This is a genomic window from Pseudomonas fluorescens (genome assembly GCF_902497785.1).
GTDB classification, from domain to species: domain Bacteria; phylum Pseudomonadota; class Gammaproteobacteria; order Pseudomonadales; family Pseudomonadaceae; genus Aquipseudomonas; species Aquipseudomonas fluorescens_BO.
This window is the reverse complement of record NZ_CABVHK010000002.1, coordinates 161,498-180,823: the sequence shown is the minus strand read 5'-3', so window position 1 is coordinate 180,823 and position 19,326 is coordinate 161,498. Positions and strand designations below refer to the sequence as shown.

Genomic DNA, 19,326 nt, shown 5'->3' with positions numbered 1-19,326 from the left:
TGAGACCCCTCCGTGCCCATCACCTTACAGGCGTTATTCGCGCCCGACCGCCGTGCCCTGCAGTTCGCGATCAAGACCCTGATCGGCGGCGGCCTGGCGCTGTGGCTGGCATTGCGTTGGGGCCTGGAGCAACCGGCGTGGGCGTTGATGACGGCGTTCATTGTTGCCCAGCCGTTGTCCGGGATGGTGGTGCAAAAAGGCCTGGCACGGCTTTTGGGTACGCTGGTCGGAACGATCATGTCGGTGGTGTTCATGGGCCTCTTCGCACAGACGCCGTGGCTGTTTCTGCTGGCATTGGCGTTGTGGCTGGGAATCTGTACGGCGAGTTCGACCCTGCTGCGCAGTGCCTGGTCCTATTCGTTTGTGCTGGCCGGCTACACCGTAGCGATCATTGCGCTGCCGGCCCTGTCCCATCCTTTGGCGGTATTCGATCAGGCGGTGGCTCGCTGCACGGAAATTTGCCTGGGCATTCTCTGCGCCACCGCCGCCAGTGCGCTGTTGTGGCCGATGCGGGTTGAACAGCAACTGAGTGACCAGGCACAGGCCGCGTGGCGCAGTGGGATAAATGCCGCGCGAGCGACCCTGGCCGGGGATGGCCAGGCGCGCAAAGGCTTGCTGGAAATCCTCGGCCGGATTGTTGCAGTGGATGCGCAGCGCGAGCATGCGTGGTTTGAAGGCGGGTTGGGCCGGCAACGTGCAAGGGCGATCAGCGGGCTGAGCCAGAAATTGTTGATGTTGCTGCGCATTGCCCGGTCGGTGCGGCGTCAGTGGAAGCAGTTGGCGCCGCAGGAGGCCGAGCAGCTTTCACCCTGGCTGAGCGAAGTGCAAGCCGCGCTCGACAGCCCCGATAATGCGACGCTGCAAGCCTTGCGCCCGCGCTTGCTCGACGCTTCCCACGACCCGCAGATCAGTTCGGCGCAGAGCTATTGCCTGGCTCGTTTCACCTTGCTGCTCGATACCGCGATGGCGGCGACCGCTGCGTTGGCGGCGGTGGAGGAGGGCAGGGAAACCGTCGATCCCCCACGCACCCTGACCCCGCACCGGGACCTGTCATTGGCGCTGGTCTTCGGTGCCCGCAGCGCGTTGGCGTTTTTGGTGGTGTCGTGCTTCTGGCTGGCGACCGCCTGGCCCGCTGCCTCCGGTGCATTGCTGCTGACGTGCGTGGTGTGCAGCCTGTTTGCCAGTCGCGAAAACGGCGCGCAGATCGGCATGAGCTTCATGCGCGGGATTTTCCTGGCGATCCCGGCGGCGTTTATCGTCGGGCAGATTCTGCTGCCGCAATGGAGCAGTTTTGCCTTGCTGTGCATGGGCATGGGCGTGCCGTTGTTTTTCGGCGCGCTGGGCATGGCCAAGCCGCAGATCGGTGCCACCGCCACGTCGTTCTGCCTGCATTTCATCGTGTTGATCTCGCCGCTGAACGCGATGAAGTTCGATGTCGCGAATTTCTTCAACAGCGCCCAGGCGATGGTGATCGGCGTGGGCGCGGCGGTGCTGGCGTTCAAGCTGTTGATCCTGCGTGATCCAGCCTGGCACAGCAGGCGTTTGCTGGTGGCGACGCTGCACGACCTGGTGCGCCTGACCCGACGCAATCTGCGCGGCGCCGAAAGCTGGTTCGGCGGGCGCATGGCCGACCGCTTGCTGCAACTGGCGCGGCATTACCCAGAGCTGCCGCAACCGGCACGCAGTCGCTGGGACGACGGTTTGCTCGGGCTCGACATCGGCGATGAACTGCTGCATCTGCGCTTGAGCCTGGCGGTGGCGCAGGCTCCGGCCAGCGCGCCGCAACGGCGTTATTTCGAGCAACTGGAAAACGTCCTTGAGCAAGGCCCGAGCGGACAGCGTGCCGACGCCCTCGAACAGCCCAGCGCAGACTTCTTGAAAACCTTGTACGCGTTGCCATCCAGCGATGCGGTGAAACTGGCCCAGGGCGCGGTGCTGCAATTGCAAAACAGCTGGCGCGCCTGGTGCCATCAACAGGAGCAACGCCATGGGCTTGCGTGAATGGTCGGTGGGCGGCGTGCTGCTCAGTCCGTTTCTGATTTATGTGCTGCTGGCGCTGCTGGTCACCGGGGCGCTGCGCATGCTCTTGCGCCTGACGCCGGTGGGCCGCTGGATCTGGCACGAAGCGCTATTCGACTGCGCCTTGTATGTGTGTGTTTTGACCTTGATCACCCTCGTCCTCGGACGTTTTTAACTCAGACTTTTATAAGGAAGTGAACATGCGTACCTCCGTACGTGTCGCGATAACCCTGTGCCTGGTGGTGGTGGCGATTTTTGCCGGTTTTCATCTGTGGCAGTACTACATGCTCACGCCCTGGACGCGGGATGCGCGGATTCGCGCCGACGTGGTGGTAATCGCCCCGGATGTGTCGGGCTGGGTGCGCGAACTGAAGGCGTTCGACAACCAGCCGGTGAAGGCCGGGGATCTGTTGTTGAGCATTGATCGCGACCGTTTTGAAGCGGCGCTGGAGAAGGCACAGGCGGTGGTGCAAACCCGCCAGCAGCAACTCAATCTGCGTGAGCGCGAAGCCAGTCGTCGCGCGGCCCTCGGCCCGCAGGCAATCAGTGCAGAGCTGCGCGAAAACGCACAAATCAACGCCGGCATCGCCCGTGGCGAACTGCGTGAAGCCCAGGCCGAAGCCAAGGTCGCCGAGCTCAACCTCGCCCGCAGCCAGGTGCATGCGCCACGCAACGGCCACATCACCAACCTGCAACTGGCCCAGGGCAATTACGTCAATGCCGGGCAAGCGGTGATGGCGTTGATTGATGATTCGACGTTTTATGTGCAGGCGTATTTCGAGGAAACCAAACTGCCGCGGATTCGCGTTGGCGATCCGGTGAAAATCTGGTTGATGAGCGCGGGCGAGGCGTTGCACGGGCACGTCGAAAGCGTCAGTCGCGGGATTACCGATCGCAACACCACGCCGGATGGGCAGCTACTGGCGGAAGTGGAGCCGACGTTCAACTGGGTGCGGCTGGCGCAACGGATTCCGGTGCGGATCAAACTGGACAACCTGCCCGAAGGGATCAATCTGAGTTCGGGAATGACGGCGAGTGTGCAGGTGCAGGAGTCGCCATAAGATCAAAAGATCGCAGCCTTCGGCAGCTCCTACGGGGTTTTGTGTACACCTGTAGGAGCTGCCGAAGGCTGCGATCTTTTAACGGCCATCAGCCGATGCTGATCGCCGGCAAAGTCGGCAACGTCACGGTCTGCTGTTTGCGCGGTGCCAGGATCTCCGCCTCGCCATCCACCACCAATTCATCGCGCTGGTTGAACACGCGTGTGGCAATGCGCACACGAAACTTCGGTAGCTTCTCAAGAATCTCCAGACGCACCGTCAAGGTGTCGCCAATCTTCACCGGCTTCTGAAAGCTCATCTGCTGACCGATATAAATAGTCCCCGGCCCAGGCAACTCACAAGCGACGGCGGCGCTGATCAGCGCGCCACTGAACATGCCGTGTGCGATGCGTTCCTTGAACATGGTGGCGGCGGCGAATTCGGCGTCCAGGTGCACCGGGTTGTGATCGCCGGACATCGCGGCGAACAATTGAATGTCGCGCTCTTCAACGGTCTTGCTGTAGCTGGCAGTCTGGCCGATTTCAAGGGCTTCGTAAGGGGTGTTGGTAACCTGGGTCATCGGTTTCAATTCCTGTGACAAATCAAAAAAACCACAAAAAACTATTCGGATCGGGGTGGACGGCGGTGGCTGAGGGCTTGTGCGATCCAGCTCAGCACATCGGCCGTCACTTCATCGCGATTGCTCTCGTTGAACAGTTCGTGCCGCGCCTGCGGATAGACGTTCAGTTGCAGGCTCTGGCTGCCAGCGGCACGTAGCGCGTCAGCCAGATCTTTGAGACGCTTGCCTTCACTCACCGGATCACATTCGCCGCCAATCACCAGCAGCGGCAGGCCCGGATCAATCTGAGCGAGATTGGACGCTTTGCTGATTTGCTGCAAGCCGCCGAGCAAATCGATCCACAGTTGATTGGTGCAGCGAAAGCCGCAGAGCGGGTCGTTGGCGTACAGATCGACCTCGTTCGGATCACGACTGAGCCAGTCGAATTGTGTCCGGGCCGGTTTGAATTTCTTGTTGAACGAGCCGAACGACAGCCATTCGATCAGTGCGCTGCGACCCTTCGGCCCCTGGCGCAATCCTTCGAGGCGGGCGATCTGCCGTGCGGCGCGATAAAGCGCCATGGGCTGGAAGTTCGAACCGCTGAGCACGGCGCCGTGCAGGCTGGCGCTGTGATGCAGTAAATAGGCCTGGGCGATGTAGCTGCCCATGCTGTGGCCGAGCAGCACAATCGGCAGGCCGGGATGTTGCTGGCCAATGTGCTGATTGAGGCTGGCCAGGTCGCCGACCACCTTGCACCAGCCATCGTCATCGGCGAAATGACCGAGTGTGCCGTTTTCGGCAGTTCTGCCATGCCCACGCAGGTCCGGCGCGTACACACCGTAGCCTTGATCGCAGAGCTTTTGCGCCAGGCGCGCGTAGCGACCGCTGTGTTCGGCCATGCCGTGGGCCAGCAGAATCACGGCTTTCAACGGCGGGGCCGGCAACCACTGATTGACGAAGAGGCGACTGCGGTCACTCGCGGTCAGCCAGAAGGTGTCGTGGATCATGGCGATTCCTTTTGCGGGCATGGGCACGGGCTCGGTCCATTGTATAGCGCATCCCGGCACTGGCGTCTGATCAGGCCGCACCACGGCACCAAGATTCACACGGTCTATGACACCCTTTGGCATATTTGCCTGATTCGCCATAGCTGCTAGTGTCCGTGAAGCTCCGCTTTTTCGTTGCTTGTTTTGAAGGCGAACAGAAAAGCGGCCCGGATAGGCTCAGGTAAAGAGGACAAGAACAATGCAACCTGATTTCTGGAATGACAAGCGCCCGGCCGGCGTGCCCCTGGACATTGATCAAGGGGCCTACAAGTCGGTGATCGAGGTGTTCGAGCGTTCCTGCAAAAAATTCGCTGACCGCCCGGCCTTCAGCAACATGGGCGTCACCCTGACCTACGCCGAACTGGAACGCTACAGCGCCGCGTTCGCCGGTTACCTGCAAGCTCACACCGACCTCGCGCCCGGGGATCGCATCGCGGTGCAGATGCCCAACGTCCTGCATTACCCGATTGCCGTGTTCGGTGCGTTGCGCGCCGGGCTGATCGTGGTCAACACCAACCCGCTGTACACCGCGCGGGAGATGCGTCATCAGTTCAAGGATTCCGGTGCCCGGGCGCTGGTGTACCTGAACATGTTCGGGCAAAAGGTCCAGGAAGTGCTGCCCGATACCGACATCCAGTACCTGATCGAGGCGAAGATGGGCGACATGATGCCCGCCGCCAAAGGCTGGCTGGTCAACACGCTGGTGAGCAAAGTGAAGAAAATGGTCCCGGCCTATGCCTTGCCGCAGGCCATTTCCTTCAAGAGCGCGTTGCGCATGGGCCGGGGCCTGGGCATCAAGCCGCTGAACGCCGGCCTCAATGATATCGCGGTGCTGCAATACACCGGCGGCACCACCGGCCTGGCCAAGGGCGCGATGCTGACCCACGGCAATCTGGTGGCGAACATGCAGCAGGCGCGGGCGTGTCTCGGACAGTTTGGCAGCGATGGGCAGCCGTTGCTGCGCGAAGGTCAGGAAGTGATGATCGCGCCGCTGCCGCTGTACCACATCTATGCGTTCACGGCGAATTGCATGTGCATGATGGTGACTGGCAACCACAACGTGTTGATCACCAATCCACGGGACATCAAGGGCTTCATCAAGGAGCTGAAGAACTGGCGGTTCTCGGCGTTGCTGGGACTCAACACACTGTTTGTCGCGCTGATGGACCATCCGGATTTCAAGACCCTGGATTTCTCCAGCCTCAAGCTCACCAACTCCGGCGGCACCGCCCTGGTCAAGGCCACCGCCGAGCGCTGGGAACAACTCACCGGCTGTCGCATTACCGAAGGTTACGGCCTGACTGAAACCTCACCGGTGGCGTGTACCAATCCGTACGGCGACAAGTCGCGGATTGGCACCGTCGGCCTGCCGGTGCCGGGCACCACGCTCAAAGTCATCAACGATGAAGGTGTCGAGCAGCCGCTTGGCGAGCGGGGCGAGTTGTGCATCAAAGGCCCGCAGATCATGAAGGGCTACTGGCAGAAGCCCGAAGCCACCGCTGAAGTGCTGGATGTCGAAGGCTGGTTCAAGTCCGGCGACATCGCTGTGATCGATCCGGACGGTTTCGTGCGCATCGTTGATCGCAAGAAGGACATGATCATCGTCTCGGGCTTTAACGTGTACCCGAACGAGATCGAAGACGTGGTAATGGCCCACCCGAAAGTCGCCAACTGCGCGGTGATCGGTGTGCCAGACGAGCGTTCGGGCGAGGCGGTGAAATTGTTTGTGGTGGCACGTGAATCGGGGGTGAGCCTTGAAGAACTGAAGGCTTACTGCAAGGAAAACTTCACGGCTTATAAAGTGCCCAAGCACATCGTGTTGCGGGAGTCGTTGCCGATGACGCCGGTGGGCAAGATTCTGCGGCGGGAATTGCGCGATATTGCCTGATCGGTGGTGCAGTCGATAAAAGATCGCAGCCTTCGGCAGCTCCTACAGGGGATCGCATTCCTGCGTAGGAGCTGCCGAAGGCTGCGATCCTTTGATTTTCAGCCCATTTTCATAGGCTTTCAGCGACATATAGGTTTTTTGCTCTAAAACTGACTATTGAATATTCTTGAGTCACCAATGTGACTGTAGAGGCCGCTTTTGGCTCTGGTCGACCCTCGGCAAAGCTGCTACTCTCGGCGCGCTTTGGGACCTCTCGGCCTGCTGTAACTGCCAGACTCACCCATAATCAAACACCAATAATAACCGCATCAAAATGCGGTATTTGAATTCGCGTTGCTGAGGAGTGGGCTTCCATGATCGAAGACTTCTGGAAGGATAAGTACCCTGCCGGGATTGCTGCCGACATCAATCCGGACGAGTATCCGAATATTCAGGCAGTGTTGAAGCAGTCCTGCCAACGCTTCGCCGACAAGCCGGCATTCAGCAACCTGGGCAAGACAATCACCTACGGTGAACTGTACGAATTGTCCGGGGCCTTTGCCGCTTACCTGCAACAGCATACCGACTTGCAGCCGGGCGATCGAATCGCCGTGCAACTGCCCAACGTTCTGCAGTACCCGGTCGCGGTATTCGGTGCCATCCGCGCCGGGCTGATCGTGGTCAACACCAACCCGCTGTACACCGCGCGGGAAATGGAACACCAGTTCAACGACTCTGGCGCCAAAGCGCTGGTCTGCCTGGCAAACATGGCGCACCTGGCCGAGGCCGTCGTGCCGAAAACCGGGGTCAAGCACGTCATCGTCACCGAAGTGGCCGACCTGCTGCCGCCGCTCAAGCGTCTGCTGATCAACAGTGTCATCAAATACGTGAAGAAAATGGTCCCGGCGTATCACTTGCCGAAAGCCATCAAATTCAACGACGTGCTGAGCAAGGGTCATGGCCAGCCAGTAGCTGAGGCCAATCCGGCCAGCAGCGACGTCGCCGTGCTGCAATACACCGGCGGCACCACCGGTGTGGCCAAGGGGGCGATGCTGACCCATCGCAACCTCGTGGCGAACATGCTGCAGTGCAAGGCGCTGATGGGTTCCAACCTGCATGAGGGCTGCGAGATCCTGATCACGCCGCTGCCGCTGTACCACATCTATGCGTTCACCTTTCATTGCATGGCGATGATGCTGATCGGCAACCACAACATCCTGATCAGCAACCCGCGCGATTTGACGGCGATGGTCAAGGAACTGTCGAAGTGGAAGTTCAGCGGTTTCGTCGGCCTGAACACGCTGTTCGTTGCCCTGTGCAACAACGAAGGCTTCCGCAAGCTGGATTTCTCGGCCCTGAAAGTCACTCTCTCCGGCGGCATGGCCCTGCAACTGGCCGCGGCCGAGCGCTGGAAAGCGGTCACCGGTTGCGCGATCTGCGAAGGTTACGGCATGACCGAAACCAGCCCGGTGGCAACGGTGAACCCGATCCAGAACATCCAGCTCGGCACCATCGGTATTCCGGTGCCTTCGACCCTGTGCAAAATCATCAACGATGCCGGCGTCGAGCAGCCGTTGGGCGAAATCGGCGAGCTGTGTGTGAAAGGTCCGCAGGTCATGAAGGGCTACTGGCAGCGTCAGGACGCCACCGATGAAATGCTCGACAGCGAAGGCTGGCTGAAAACCGGTGACATCGCGGTGATTCAGCCGGATGGCTACATGCGCATCGTCGATCGCAAGAAAGACATGATCCTGGTGTCCGGTTTCAACGTGTACCCGAATGAACTCGAAGATGTCCTGGCGACCTTGCCGGGCGTGCTGCAATGCGCGGCCATTGGCGTGCCGGACGAGAAATCGGGCGAGGCGATCAAGATCTTTATCGTCGCCAAACCGGGTGTGACCCTGACCAAAGAGCAAGTGATGGAGCACATGCGTGCCAACGTTACCGGCTACAAGGTGCCGCGTTCTGTGGAGTTCCGCGATGCGCTGCCGACGACCAACGTCGGCAAGATCCTGCGCCGGGAATTGCGTGATGAAGAGCTGAAGAAGCTCAACGCGAAGAAAGTAAGCGCGTAACCCAACAAAAAGCCCCGCAGATGCGGGGCTTTTTGTTGAAGATCAAAAGATCGCAGCCTGCGGCAGCTCCTACCGGGGAAACATATCCCAATGTAGGAGCTGCCGCAGGCTGCGATCTTTGCGCTTATAGGCGGAACTGCGCGAAATTGACGTTGGTGCCCGCCGGGCGCATGTCCTGCAAGTACGAATCCTTGTCCGCGCTCAATTCAAGGCTCAGCGCCGCTTTGCGCTTGCCTTCGTTGCGCACCACCAGCCCCTCGAGTTTCTCGCGCAGGAACACCGTCGGCACTTTCAGGTGCAGCAGTTCGTCGGTGTCCGGCGTGTGCATCAGCAGGTGAATCCATTCGTACTGACCAATGGCCAGGCGAGCCACCGGGAGATCGAACCACCAGATGTTGCGGTTGCGGTTCAATTCACTGAAATGGCAGTTGTTGACGCCAAGCACAGCACCGCCGAGTTCCTGGTTTCTGCGGGCAATGGCCTGCTTTTTATCGAGTTTCATAACGTTCCTACGGGATTGGATCTTCAGCGCCAAGGCCTGAATACGTTGCGCATTCTCGGGGGTTGCTCGGCAAACATAAAGCCCAACGTGCACTGAACGATGAAATGTCGCCGTGAAAATAAATGAAACTCCGTCCAAACGCCTCCGGTCAATCTTTGTGTAACGACTTTTCTCGTTCAATTGTTCACAGGAGAAACACCATGAGCAGCACTGGCGATAAAGTAAAAGGTATGGCTAACGAAGCAGTCGGCAACGTCAAGCAAGGCGTCGGCAAAGCCACCGGCAACGATAAAGTCCGCGCCGAAGGCGTGGTGCAGGAAAAGAAAGGCGAAGCTCAACAAGCAGTGGGCAAAGCCAAAGACGCCGTCAAGAAAGGCGTCGACAAGGCTTGATTCAGGCTTTGATGCGAATCAGGAACGGCCATCCACGGATGGCCGTTTTTGTGTCAGCCTGAACTCGCGCCCGAAAATTGTTTCAAAGTCGCCAAACAGGCTATTTTGATGTAGAAAACGGCCCCTGAGTCGCCACGACTTCAACCGATTTGCGGCGAAAGGAGACGCTCATGATTTTCCCTGACATGAAAGGCTTGCCCATCCACCGAGTGATGGTGCGCACAGTCACCGAGTTCGTCGACGACGAGATGTCGACTTACGCCTCGGCGCTGGCCTATCAAATGCTGTTTTCGCTGTTCCCGTTCATTCTGTTTCTGATCGCCCTGATCGGTTTCCTGCACCTGCCGGACTTCTTCTCCTGGCTGCGCCTGCAATCGGAACTGGTCTTGCCACCCCAGGCGCTGGAGCAAGTCAATCCAGTCATTGATCAGCTGCAGCAATCCAAGGGTGGCTTGCTGTCGATCGGTATCGTGATTGCGCTGTATACGGCCTCGGCCGGCGTGCGATTGATGATGAGCGCGATGAACGCTGCGTACGACGTGGTCGAGGGCCGGCCACTGTGGAAGCGCTTCCCGTTGTCGATTTTCTACACCATCGGTATTGCCGGCATGTTGCTGATCGCCGCCGCGCTGATGGTGCTCGGGCCGCAAGTGATGGGCTGGATCGCCTCGCAGGTCGGCCTCGAAGATTTCATTGTCACCGTCTGGACCATCGCCCGCTGGCCGGTGATCGTGGTGCTGATGATGATCGCCGTGGCGCTGATCTATTACGTCATGCCTGACGTCAAACAAGAGTTTCGCTTCATCACGCCCGGCTCGGTGCTGGCGGTGGCGGTGTGGATCGTCGCGTCCCTGGGCTTTGCGTTTTATGTGAAGACCTTCGCCGACTACAACGCCATGTATGGCAGTATCGGCGCGATCATCGTGCTGTTGCTGTACTTCTATATTTCTGCGGCGGTGCTGTTGCTCGGCGCGGAGATGAATGCGGTGATCGAACACATGTCGACCGAAGGCAAGGACCCTGGTGAAAAGGTCCCCGGCGAGCTCGACGTTGAACCTAAACAACACGTTTCGGGACTGGGTCGGGATCACTCGATCAAGCCGAACGCTGACGAAGTCATCAAATGATCCGTGAAATCCTCAAAATGGGCGATGAGCGCCTGCTGCGTATTGCCCCGCCAGTGCCCGCCGAGATGTTCGACAGCCCCGAGTTGTGGCAACTGATCGACGACATGTTCCAGACCATGGAAAGCGTCGGCGGGGTCGGCCTGGCCGCGCCGCAGATCGGCGTCGACCTGCAACTGGTGATCTTCGGTTTCGAGCACAGCGAGCGCTACCCGGATGCCGAAGCGGTGCCGCAGACCATTCTGATCAATCCGCTGATTACGCCGTTGAGCCCGGTGATGGAAGAGGGTTTCGAAGGATGCCTGTCGGTGCCCGGCCTGCGGGGCGCGGTGGAGCGTTACCAGCAGATTCGCTACGAGGGTTTCGATCCCAAGGGCGAGCCGATCGTGCGCGTTGCCGAGGGCTTTCATGCGCGGGTGGTGCAGCATGAATGCGATCACCTGATCGGCCGGTTATACCCCTCACGGATTACCGACTTCAGCAAATTCGGGTTTACCGAAGTGATGTTCCCCGACCTCGACCCCAACGCTGACGATTAACGCAGGTATCACCACTAAACATTGTGGGAGCGAGCTTGCTCGCGATGAGGCCATGTCAGCCAATACTGTTGGTGACTGATATATCGCAATCGCGAGCAAGCTCGCTCCCACATGGGATCTGCGTAGCCCTACCTGACTGGCTCCAGCCCCATGGCAATCATCGGTTTGCTGCGCGCGTAACGGCTCAGGCGTTCGACCATCGCGTAAGGCATTGGCGGATCGAACGTGAATCCGCGGCGCTCATAAAATTCTCGCAAGTCCGGATGGCAAAACAGCCACACCGGTTGTTCAAGATCTTCTACCGCTGCGGCAATCAACGCCGCAGCGATCCCCTGTTCGCGACAGGCCGGATCGACAAACAGACCGGTCAACCAATGTCCGCCCGACACTGGGCGCAAGCACAAGGCGCCAATGATTTCCTCACGCCGGGCCACCCACAGCTGAGCGTCGCGGACCGCTTTCATCGGCGATTGGTGAGCGCGATAAAACTTGTTCATCAACGGCCATAATGGCTCGGCGAGCAGGGTGTACTGGGTGTCGGGCATAAGCGGAGTCTGTGTGTGCGCAAAGCGGACGATTATAAAAGAACGCGCGGCCGGGGATAGGTGTATACCTGATCTCACATCCCGTATGAGTGGAGTACGTATCATGGCCAAAGGCATGGATTCAAAGAAAGCGGCAAAGAAGAAACCGGCAAAAACCGCCGATGAAAAGCGCGCAGACAAGAAGGCCAAGAAGGTGGATGTGTTCGGCCATTAAGGTCTAAAAACACCCCGGTAGGAGCAGCCTGCGGCAGCTCCTACGGGGGGCAGCGATCAAATACTCTGCAAGCCATCGACAGCCCGAATCATCCATTTCACTGACTGCAAACCCCTTCCCCCTGTGGGAGCGAGCCTGCTCGCGAGGGTCTCAAGACCTGCACCCACACCACGTTTCACACTGCCCTCGACAGTGTTGCAGCCATCTGTTTTTCAGCTGAACCGATTTTGTCCTTAATACTGGCCGACTAGTGGCCTTGCAAGCCTATTCCGGCTGTCTATGCTCACTCGTGACAACGATGACGGTCGCCATCTGATGACCGCCGTCTACGGCCCAAGAGTGCGCAACCAAGGCACCGACGCTGGCCAGCAGGGAGCTTTTCGGTTCAGGGAGTGACTTATGAAAACATCAGGGCTGGCCCGGTCCCGGGCTATCAAGAGACGGATGTCTTGATCCGAGCGTCGTCACACGGACTCTCCGATTCAACATCATTGATCACCTGAAAAATCCTTCCTGTGGAGGGATGCGTGTGCCTGTTCCATGGAACGTTGTGGTGGATACGTTGAAAGACCGAAGAACTTTCATCAATCAAAAAAACGCGCTTAGGGTGATACGACCATGTTTAACCTTCATCACAAGGCTGACCTGCTGGAAATCCAACGCTTCAGCTGTGCGCTGAGCGAGGCCAACGCCAAGCTCGCCGCCGTCAGCCGTTCGATGGCAATGATTGAATTCACGCCTGACGGCATCGTACTCGACGCCAACGACAACTTTTGCGCCACCCTGGGTTACAGCGTTGATGAAGTACGCGGCAAACATCATCGGATCTTTTGTGAAGAGGCGTTTTATCGCAGCGAAGATTACGCCAGATTGTGGCGTGATCTGGCCCGGGGCGAACCGGTCAGCGGAACCTTCCTGCGCCTGAACAAGAGTGGCAAGGAGATCTGGCTCGAAGCCAGTTACATGCCGGTCTTCGGCCCCGACCGACACGTCAGCAGTGTGATCAAAGTTGCCACCGACATCACTGACAGGGTCAACAAAGAGCACGAAAACGAAAGCATGCTCGCGGCCATCGGCCGCTCCATGGCGGTCATCGAGTTCACCCCCGCAGGCAACGTCATCACCGCCAATGAAAACTTTCTGACGACGACTCACTACTCGCTTAACGAAGTCGTCGGCCAGCATCACAGTCTGTTTTGTCATCGCGCCGATGCCGAATCTCACACGTACAAGGCATTCTGGGCGTCACTCAATCGCGGCGAGTACCACTCGCACCGTTTCGAACGCAAAGACAAACAGGGCCGGACGATTTTCCTCGAAGCGTCCTACAACCCGCTGTTCGACGCCAAGGGCCGGTTGTACAAAGTGGTGAAGTTCGCCAGCGACATCACCCAGCAAGTGACGACCCTGCAAACCGCCGCCGAATCGGCCCACAGCACCTCGGTGCAGAATGACGCGTGCGCGCAGAAGGGCTCCCAGGTGGTGCAGCAAACCGTACAGATTATTCAGGACATTTCCAAAGATCTGAACGAAGCGGCGTTGAGTATCGACGCGGTCAGCAAACAGTCCGACATCATCGGCACCATCGTCCAGACCATTCGCGGTATCGCCGATCAAACCAACTTGCTGGCGCTCAATGCGGCGATTGAAGCGGCGCGGGCCGGTGAGCACGGACGAGGTTTTGCGGTGGTCGCCGATGAAGTGCGCAGCCTTGCCGCACGCACCAGTCAAGCGACGCTGGAGATTGTCGAGGTGGTGCGCAAGAACCACGACTTGTCGCTGAGTGCGGTGTCGAGCATGCAGTCGAGTCTGAGCCGGACGGGATTGGGCGTGGAGCTGGCGAATGAGGCGGGGGAGGTGATTCTGGAAATCCAGCAGGGCTCGCGGCATGTGGTGGATGCGATCAGTCAGTTCAATTCAACGCTGCAATTGAACTGAAACACCGATTTGCAGGAGCCAGCTTGCTGGCGAAGGGCTTCGGAACGACACGTTTACTCAGGTAATACACGTATTCGTTCACGACCATCGCGAGCAAGCTCGCTGCTACATAAATAACCGCGTTGTTACAGCGCCGCGAGTAACTTGTCGGCCACCTGACTGCTGCCATGTTCGCCGTTACCGGAGTTCTTCTCGGCTTCAGCCAGTTTGATCTTGTCCTGCATGCGCTCGGCAATTTCCTTGGCGACCGCCTGTTGTTGCTCCGGCGGCATTTGCGCCACTTCTTCCTTGGTCAGACCCATCTCTTCCAGAATGGCGTCCTGAATGCGCTCCTCTGGCGTTTTGCTCATGTACTCCTTGAAGGCGTCGGTGGCCGTGCCGCCCTTGAACTTGCCCTGAACATCGGCCGGAAGCGGGGCGTAAGTCAGTTGCAGTCCCACCCGCGTTTTCGCGAACGCTTCATCAACGTTGTCGCTGATTTTGTTCGCCTCGCTGACTTGCTGCGTGGCGTTCTGGGTGGCGGACTTTTGCACCTGCGCGGTTTGCGCCTGCACATTGCTTTGCAGTGTTTGCAGCATCGCCCCCTGCAGTCCGGCAGCGGCTTCGGCGGTCGGATCTTCGCCGGGCTTCTTCGGGATCGGGGTCATTAACGTCTGTTTGTTAGCACTGACCAACATGATGAGTAGACCTTGTGGGTTTTTGTGGTGCAGTGCGTTGAGCAAATAGTGTGCCTGTCTGTGAAATTCCTTGTTAGTCAACGGGTTGCGATTTCTGCGCGCCGTTTCACGAATTGTTCGCGGTTAACCTTTGCCGCCCTCCGGCAGAGGTCGACCGCTGCGTTACGGCAAACCGTTGCATCCGTGTTTGAGGAACCCGGGGCGCTGCGCCAGACGCTGGAAATATTCGTCGATGGCGGGGAAGTCCGGCCGATCCATCGGCGTCATCAGCCAGCGGTTGATCGACAACCCGATGACGATATCCGCCAGCGAGAACCGTGGCCCGGCAACATAGGCTTTGGTCGTCGCCAATTGGTGTTCGAGAATGCTCATTTTCTGATTCCAGCCGCGCAGGCCGGTGGCAATCAGGTGCGGGTCCTGGTACTCGGGGTCCTTGCGCACCAGCGCCGTGAACGCGTAACTCCAGGCCCGATTGAGTTCGGTAGCCTGCCAATCCATCCACTGCTCCACCCGGGCACGCGCTGCCGGCTCGTGCGGCAGCAGGTCATGATGGGGATGTTTACCGGCCAGGTAGCGGCAGATGGTATTGGACTCCCACAGCACGCCGGCTTCATCGATGATCACCGGCACTTGAGCGTTGGGGTTGAGCCTGAGGAATTCCGGGCTGTGAGTCGACGCGTAGCCGCTGCCCCAGTCTTCCCGTTCGTAGGAAATGCCCAGCTCGTCGCAGGTCCACAGGACCTTTCTGACGTTGATAGAGGACGCTTTACCCAAAATTTTCAGTGCATGTTCCATTGAGCTACTCCTTCAGCGATTAGACACTTCAGGAATTTAACAGCGTGTCGGCCACTGTGCGACTCAAGCGGGGTCGGGTAGTGCCGAAGTCGAGACGCATTATCTAGGTTAGTTGAAACCCGTGGCGTCGGCGATGCGCAGCTTGATGGTGCGGGTGCGTGCGGAGATTTCTTGTGGGAGCGAGCCTGCTCGCGAAGGCGGTGTGTCAATCAGCCCGATGTTGCCTGGTACACAGCTTCGCGAGCAGGCTCGCTCCCACAGGGGTTAAGTACTTTCCCGTACCTTGAGTTCAAACCCCATGTCCAGCACCGGTCTGGCCACACTATTGCCCGCCATCAAGGTCAGCATCTGCTCCGCCGCACATCGGCCGATGGCTTCGCGCGGGGTACTGATGCTACTCAGGCGCGGAACCATGTGGGCCGAGGCCGGCAGGTCGTTGAAACCGAGAATCGCCACTTGCTCGGGGATTTTGATCCCGCAGCGCAGCGCTTCCAATAGCGCGCCCTGCGCCAGGTCGTCGTTGCCGAAAAAGATCGCATCGACATCGGGATGACTGGCAATCAGTTGCAGGAACAGCTCGCCGCCCAGCCCGACCGAGGACGCGCGTGGTGTCAGCACTTCCAGGTCCGGGTCATAACGACCGGCTTTTTGCAGGGCTTTGCGGAAACCTTCGCCGCGCAGCAGCGTGCGCTGGTCCAGTTGCGCGCCGATGTAAGCCAGGCGCTTGCGGCCGCGGGACAACAAATGCTCGGCCGCCGTTTCGCCGGCCGCCAGTTGCGAAAAACCCACGCAATTAACGCCCGCGGCACTGTCGAGTTCCATCATGTAGACGCAGGGAATGTTGCTCGCCTCGACCATTCGCCGCGAACTTTCAGTGCGATCAAACCCGGTCAGCAGCAGACCGCGTGGTTGATAGGCCATGTAGTTGCGCAGCAGGTTTTCTTCTTCATCGCGCGAGTAATGGAAGTTGCCGATCAGCACTTCGAAGCCCTTGGGGCGCAAAACCTGATGAATGGCTTCCAGCGTTTCGATAAACAGCAAGTTGGACAGTGACGGCACCAAAACCACCACGGAATGGCTCTGGGCCGAGGCCAAGGCGCGAGCGGCGGGGTTGACCACGTAATTGAGTTCAAGCGCCGCTTTCTGGACTTTTTCCACCAGTTCGGTGGCCACGGTGCTCACGCCACGCAAGGCGCGGGAGGCGGTAATCGGGCTGACGCCGGCCATTCGCGCCACTTCGTTAAGGGTCGGACGGCCAGTGGTTCGCGTATTTTTATCGTTTTTAGGGGAGGTCATCGGGCGGCTTGCCAAACAAAATTCAAGGCACTAAGGTAGCGCTGTCCCGAAGCGGCTGCAAATGCGTAAGCGAGTTTTGCCTGAACCTCGCTTTTCGGCGTCGGGAACGAACACGCTGCAACCCACAAAAATGACAAGAAGGCGTCGGCAACTTCTGCTTTTGAACTGTGTCAGAGGTTTCAAAGGTAGCGCTGTCTGCGCGCTGAGGTGTTACATGAATCATCCCATCACCGCCCTGGTCATCATGGGCGTGGCCGGTTGCGGCAAAACCTGCGTCAGCGAAGCCCTGTGCGAGCTCAGCGGCGCCACGGCCATTGAAGGCGACACGTTTCACCCGGCGGCCAACATCGAAAAGATGAGCGCCGGCATTCCCCTGAACGACGACGACCGCGCCGGCTGGCTCGACAGCCTGTGCGATGAACTGCGCCGCGTCGATGCCACGGGCCAGCGCCCGGTGCTGACCTGCTCGGCCCTCAAACACAGTTACCGCGAAGTACTGCGCAGCGCCTTGCCGGGCCTGGGCTTCGTGTTTCTCGAACTCACGCCTGAAGTCGCCGCCGACCGTGTTTCCCATCGTCCGGGCCACTTCATGCCGTCGACCCTGATCGACAGCCAGTTCGCCACGCTTGAGTCGCCCGTCGGCGAACCGCTGACCCTGGCCCTTGATGCGTCGACCCACAGCGTCGATGAACTGGCCGTTCAGGCACACCACTGGTGGCTAGAGCACGGCTTGAAACGCGTCGGTTAATTTTGCTTGCAGAGATAGCGCTGTCCTCATGACTTTCGAATTTCCCGCTTTAATAACAACAACAACCAGGAGACACCCCTAATGTTTGGCATGTCCCACGAGACGTTCCTGCTGCTTGATGCAGTGGTCACGGTGATCGGGCTTATTATCCTGATCACCAAGTTCAAATTTCACCCGTTCATCGCCCTGATCATTGCCGCAGCCTTTCTCGGGCTGACGTCCGGCATGCCGATCGGCACCATCATCAAGGCGTTCCAGGACGGCTTCGGTGGCGTGCTCGGTTTCGTCGGGATCATCCTGGCGCTGGGCACCATGCTCGGCAAAATGATGGCCGAGTCGGGCGGGGCGGATCAGATTGCGCAGACGCTGATTCGCGCATTCGGCAAGGACAAGGTGCAGTGGGCGATGATGTTCGCCGCGTTCCTCGTCGGTATTCCGCTGTTCTTCGAAATCGGTTTCGTGCTGCTGATCCCGCTGGTGTTCATCGTCGCCCGGCGTACCGGCGTGTCGATCATCAAGATCGGTATCCCGCTGCTGGCCGGTCTGTCCGCCGTGCACGGCCTGGTGCCACCGCACCCGGGCCCGTTGCTGGCCATCGGCGTGTTCGGTGCCGACATCGGCAAAACCATTCTCTACGGCCTGATCGTCGCATTGCCGACGGCCATTATTGCCGGCCCGATCTACGGCACTTTCATTGCCAAATACATCCCCGGTCATCCGAATCAGGAACTGGTGGATCAACTGGCACGCGAACCCGACGCGAAAGAACTGCCGAGCTTCAGCATCACCCTGATCACCGTGCTGCTGCCGGTATTCCTGATGCTGCTCAAGACCTTCGCCGACGTGGTGTTGCCTGAAGGCAATTTCTTCCGCTCCTTCATGGACCTGATCGGCCACCCGATCTCCGCGCTGCTGCTGGCGTTGCTGCTGTCGCTGTACACCTTCGGCCATCGTCAGGGCATCGGCTCCAATCAGATTCTGAAACTGCTGGATGCCAGCCTTGCGCCGACCGCCGCGATCATTCTGATCATCGGTGCCGGTGGTGGCTTCAAGCAGATGCTGGTGACCAGCGGTGTCGGTGACGTGATCGGCCACATGGCGGTCAACGCGCAGATCTCACCGATTTTGCTGGCGTGGCTGGTGGCGGCGGTGATCCGCATTGCAACCGGTTCGGCGACGGTGGCGACCATTACCGGTGCAGGCATTGTGGTGCCGGTAGTGGGGATGATTCCGGGCGTGAACCGTGAGCTGCTGGTGCTGGCCACCGGTGCCGGGTCGCTGATCCTGTCTCACGTCAACGACGCGGGTTTCTGGCTGGTGAAGCAGTACTTCAACATGACCGTGGCGGAAACCTTCAAGACCTGGACCGCGATGGAAACCATTCTGTCGGTGGTGGGTTTGGGCTTTATTCTGCTGTTGTCGATGTTCGTCTGACACGATCGGCAACCACAAAAAAACCGCAGTGATGCGGTTTTTTTGTAGGTGGCAAATGAAGTTGCCAATAATTAATGTGAGGGCCGACAGGGGACCGCCTGTCTGAACTGTCATTTATCACAGGTAGACCGTCTCTCGCATTCGGGGCGAGTATTGCGGTCGAGGCGATGCCGACATGGCTTGCTGATGAATCAATACTGTCGAAGACAAGGAGCGGGTTATGGGCACATCATCGTTAGGAATTCCGGAAATCTTGGTTCCAGCAGAAAACTCTGACCAAGGTCCTAGACCAACGTTTATTGGTAAGGGAGATGAAGCAGGAGATATAACGGTCGAAAAAAGTGATGGAACGCCTGTGGGCACAGCTAAGGTGCTCTCGTCAGGCCAGTGGCAAGTGACTTCACAAACTGCATGGATTCCGGGTGCATATGCAGTTCGGGCCAGACAGACCGTAGGGGGAAACCATTCTCCCTGGACAGCACTGCGAAACTTTACAGTCACGTAGTGTGGTACCAA

The 19,326-nt window shown here is 58.9% G+C and carries 19 protein-coding genes and 1 pseudogene; 13 read left to right on the top strand and 7 right to left on the bottom strand.

Annotated elements, in window-relative coordinates; all coding sequences use genetic code 11:
- Positions 1-12: 12 nt before the first annotated feature.
- Genes F8N62_RS03695 through F8N62_RS03685 form a run of 3 tightly spaced genes read left to right on the top strand, consistent with a single transcriptional unit; the run spans position 13 to position 3,080 of the window.
- Complete coding sequence (locus F8N62_RS03695; protein ID WP_150709690.1) at positions 13-2,001, top strand: FUSC family protein; 1,989 nt, start codon at positions 13-15, stop codon at positions 1,999-2,001.
- Complete coding sequence (locus tag F8N62_RS03690; protein ID WP_150709689.1) at positions 1,988-2,194, top strand: DUF1656 domain-containing protein; 207 nt, start codon at positions 1,988-1,990, stop codon at positions 2,192-2,194. The genes F8N62_RS03695 and F8N62_RS03690 overlap by 14 nt, the downstream gene beginning before the upstream one ends.
- 25 nt (positions 2,195-2,219) lie before the next feature.
- On the top strand, positions 2,220-3,080 hold the full coding sequence (locus tag F8N62_RS03685) for an efflux RND transporter periplasmic adaptor subunit (protein ID WP_150709688.1): 861 nt from the start codon (positions 2,220-2,222) through the stop codon (positions 3,078-3,080).
- A gap of 88 nt (positions 3,081-3,168) precedes the next feature.
- On the opposite strand, the gene F8N62_RS03680 is transcribed toward F8N62_RS03685, so the two are convergent.
- Complete coding sequence (locus tag F8N62_RS03680; protein ID WP_150709687.1) at positions 3,169-3,639, bottom strand: MaoC family dehydratase; 471 nt, start codon at positions 3,637-3,639, stop codon at positions 3,169-3,171.
- Between the two features lie 41 nt (positions 3,640-3,680).
- Positions 3,681-4,625, bottom strand: a complete 945-nt coding sequence (locus F8N62_RS03675; RefSeq protein WP_150709686.1) for an alpha/beta hydrolase — start codon at positions 4,623-4,625, stop codon at positions 3,681-3,683.
- A 238-nt stretch (positions 4,626-4,863) separates the two neighbouring features.
- Here F8N62_RS03675 and fadD2 point away from each other — a divergent pair, with 238 nt between their 5' ends.
- Together fadD2 and fadD1 are read left to right on the top strand one after the other, a co-directional pair.
- Positions 4,864-6,552 (top strand): long-chain-fatty-acid--CoA ligase FadD2, encoded by a 1,689-nt coding sequence (fadD2, locus tag F8N62_RS03670; protein WP_150709685.1) that lies wholly within the window; start codon positions 4,864-4,866, stop codon positions 6,550-6,552.
- Between the two features lie 353 nt (positions 6,553-6,905).
- Positions 6,906-8,606: a long-chain-fatty-acid--CoA ligase FadD1 gene (fadD1, locus tag F8N62_RS03665; RefSeq protein WP_150709684.1), complete on the top strand. Its 1,701-nt coding sequence runs from the start codon at positions 6,906-6,908 to the stop codon at positions 8,604-8,606.
- A gap of 124 nt (positions 8,607-8,730) precedes the next feature.
- On the opposite strand, the gene F8N62_RS03660 is transcribed toward fadD1, so the two are convergent.
- Positions 8,731-9,108, bottom strand: coding sequence for a hypothetical protein (locus tag F8N62_RS03660; protein WP_150709683.1), 378 nt, complete (start codon positions 9,106-9,108; stop codon positions 8,731-8,733).
- A 200-nt stretch (positions 9,109-9,308) separates the two neighbouring features.
- Between F8N62_RS03660 and F8N62_RS03655 the strand changes: the two genes are divergently transcribed.
- The 3 genes from F8N62_RS03655 (at position 9,309) to def (ending at position 11,163) form a co-directional block, all read left to right on the top strand.
- Positions 9,309-9,500, top strand: a complete 192-nt coding sequence (locus F8N62_RS03655) for a CsbD family protein (protein WP_150709682.1) — start codon at positions 9,309-9,311, stop codon at positions 9,498-9,500.
- Between the two features lie 170 nt (positions 9,501-9,670).
- Positions 9,671-10,627: a YihY/virulence factor BrkB family protein gene (locus F8N62_RS03650; RefSeq protein ID WP_150709681.1), complete on the top strand. Its 957-nt coding sequence runs from the start codon at positions 9,671-9,673 to the stop codon at positions 10,625-10,627.
- A complete protein-coding gene (gene def, locus F8N62_RS03645; RefSeq protein ID WP_150709680.1) occupies positions 10,624-11,163 on the top strand; it encodes a peptide deformylase in 540 nt (179 codons plus the stop codon). The genes F8N62_RS03650 and def overlap by 4 nt, the downstream gene beginning before the upstream one ends.
- Before the next feature lie 128 nt (positions 11,164-11,291).
- Here the strand turns inward: def and F8N62_RS03640 are convergent, their stop codons facing one another.
- Entirely contained in the window at positions 11,292-11,708 is a 417-nt protein-coding gene (locus tag F8N62_RS03640; protein WP_150709679.1) for a GNAT family N-acetyltransferase, read from the bottom strand.
- Positions 11,709-12,540: 832 nt separating this feature from the next.
- Here F8N62_RS03640 and F8N62_RS32255 point away from each other — a divergent pair.
- Positions 12,541-13,317, top strand: a pseudogene (locus tag F8N62_RS32255) (PAS domain-containing protein); the annotation flags it as partial.
- On the top strand, positions 13,291-13,860 hold the full coding sequence (locus tag F8N62_RS32250; RefSeq protein ID WP_263597205.1) for a methyl-accepting chemotaxis protein: 570 nt from the start codon (positions 13,291-13,293) through the stop codon (positions 13,858-13,860). The pseudogene F8N62_RS32255 and the gene F8N62_RS32250, both read left to right, overlap by 27 nt.
- A gap of 125 nt (positions 13,861-13,985) precedes the next feature.
- On the opposite strand, the gene F8N62_RS03630 is transcribed toward F8N62_RS32250, so the two are convergent.
- From F8N62_RS03630 to F8N62_RS03620, 3 genes are all read right to left on the bottom strand, one after another.
- Positions 13,986-14,537, bottom strand: a complete 552-nt coding sequence (locus F8N62_RS03630; RefSeq protein WP_150709677.1) for a hypothetical protein — start codon at positions 14,535-14,537, stop codon at positions 13,986-13,988.
- 162 nt (positions 14,538-14,699) lie between these two features.
- Entirely contained in the window at positions 14,700-15,332 is a 633-nt protein-coding gene (locus F8N62_RS03625; RefSeq protein WP_150709676.1) for a glutathione S-transferase family protein, read from the bottom strand.
- Positions 15,333-15,596: 264 nt separating this feature from the next.
- Positions 15,597-16,628 (bottom strand): LacI family DNA-binding transcriptional regulator, encoded by a 1,032-nt coding sequence (locus F8N62_RS03620; RefSeq protein ID WP_150709675.1) that lies wholly within the window; start codon positions 16,626-16,628, stop codon positions 15,597-15,599.
- A 214-nt stretch (positions 16,629-16,842) separates the two neighbouring features.
- On the opposite strand from F8N62_RS03620, the gene F8N62_RS03615 reads away from it, so the two are divergent.
- From F8N62_RS03615 to F8N62_RS32245, 3 genes are all read left to right on the top strand, one after another.
- Positions 16,843-17,376 carry a gluconokinase gene (locus tag F8N62_RS03615; RefSeq protein WP_150709674.1) on the top strand — a complete coding sequence of 178 codons (534 nt, stop codon included), beginning with the start codon at positions 16,843-16,845 and terminating at the stop codon, positions 17,374-17,376.
- Between the two features lie 81 nt (positions 17,377-17,457).
- Complete coding sequence (locus F8N62_RS03610; protein ID WP_150709673.1) at positions 17,458-18,810, top strand: GntP family permease; 1,353 nt, start codon at positions 17,458-17,460, stop codon at positions 18,808-18,810.
- A 220-nt stretch (positions 18,811-19,030) separates the two neighbouring features.
- Entirely contained in the window at positions 19,031-19,315 is a 285-nt protein-coding gene (locus tag F8N62_RS32245) for an Ig-like domain-containing protein (protein WP_224791335.1), read from the top strand.
- The last annotated feature ends 11 nt before the right edge of the window (positions 19,316-19,326 follow it).

Excerpts from the sequence above, each read along its gene's own strand:
- F8N62_RS03690 (WP_150709689.1), top strand. The coding sequence starts at position 1,988 with ATGGGCTTGCGTGAATGGTCGGTGGGCGGCGTGCTGCTCAGTCCGTTT.
- F8N62_RS03685 (WP_150709688.1), top strand. The coding sequence starts at position 2,220 with ATGCGTACCTCCGTACGTGTCGCGATAACCCTGTGCCTGGTGGTGGTG.
- F8N62_RS03680 (WP_150709687.1), bottom strand. The coding sequence starts at position 3,639 with ATGACCCAGGTTACCAACACCCCTTACGAAGCCCTTGAAATCGGCCAG.
- F8N62_RS03675 (WP_150709686.1), bottom strand. The coding sequence starts at position 4,625 with ATGATCCACGACACCTTCTGGCTGACCGCGAGTGACCGCAGTCGCCTC.
- fadD2 (WP_150709685.1), top strand. The coding sequence starts at position 4,864 with ATGCAACCTGATTTCTGGAATGACAAGCGCCCGGCCGGCGTGCCCCTG.
- fadD1 (WP_150709684.1), top strand. The coding sequence starts at position 6,906 with ATGATCGAAGACTTCTGGAAGGATAAGTACCCTGCCGGGATTGCTGCC.
- F8N62_RS03660 (WP_150709683.1), bottom strand. The coding sequence starts at position 9,108 with ATGAAACTCGATAAAAAGCAGGCCATTGCCCGCAGAAACCAGGAACTC.
- F8N62_RS03655 (WP_150709682.1), top strand. The coding sequence starts at position 9,309 with ATGAGCAGCACTGGCGATAAAGTAAAAGGTATGGCTAACGAAGCAGTC.
- F8N62_RS03650 (WP_150709681.1), top strand. The coding sequence starts at position 9,671 with ATGATTTTCCCTGACATGAAAGGCTTGCCCATCCACCGAGTGATGGTG.
- def (WP_150709680.1), top strand. The coding sequence starts at position 10,624 with ATGATCCGTGAAATCCTCAAAATGGGCGATGAGCGCCTGCTGCGTATT.
- F8N62_RS03640 (WP_150709679.1), bottom strand. The coding sequence starts at position 11,708 with ATGCCCGACACCCAGTACACCCTGCTCGCCGAGCCATTATGGCCGTTG.
- F8N62_RS03630 (WP_150709677.1), bottom strand. The coding sequence starts at position 14,537 with ATGTTGGTCAGTGCTAACAAACAGACGTTAATGACCCCGATCCCGAAG.
- F8N62_RS03625 (WP_150709676.1), bottom strand. The coding sequence starts at position 15,332 with ATGGAACATGCACTGAAAATTTTGGGTAAAGCGTCCTCTATCAACGTC.
- F8N62_RS03620 (WP_150709675.1), bottom strand. The coding sequence starts at position 16,628 with ATGACCTCCCCTAAAAACGATAAAAATACGCGAACCACTGGCCGTCCG.
- F8N62_RS03615 (WP_150709674.1), top strand. The coding sequence starts at position 16,843 with ATGAATCATCCCATCACCGCCCTGGTCATCATGGGCGTGGCCGGTTGC.
- F8N62_RS03610 (WP_150709673.1), top strand. The coding sequence starts at position 17,458 with ATGTTTGGCATGTCCCACGAGACGTTCCTGCTGCTTGATGCAGTGGTC.
- F8N62_RS32245 (WP_224791335.1), top strand. The coding sequence starts at position 19,031 with ATGGGCACATCATCGTTAGGAATTCCGGAAATCTTGGTTCCAGCAGAA.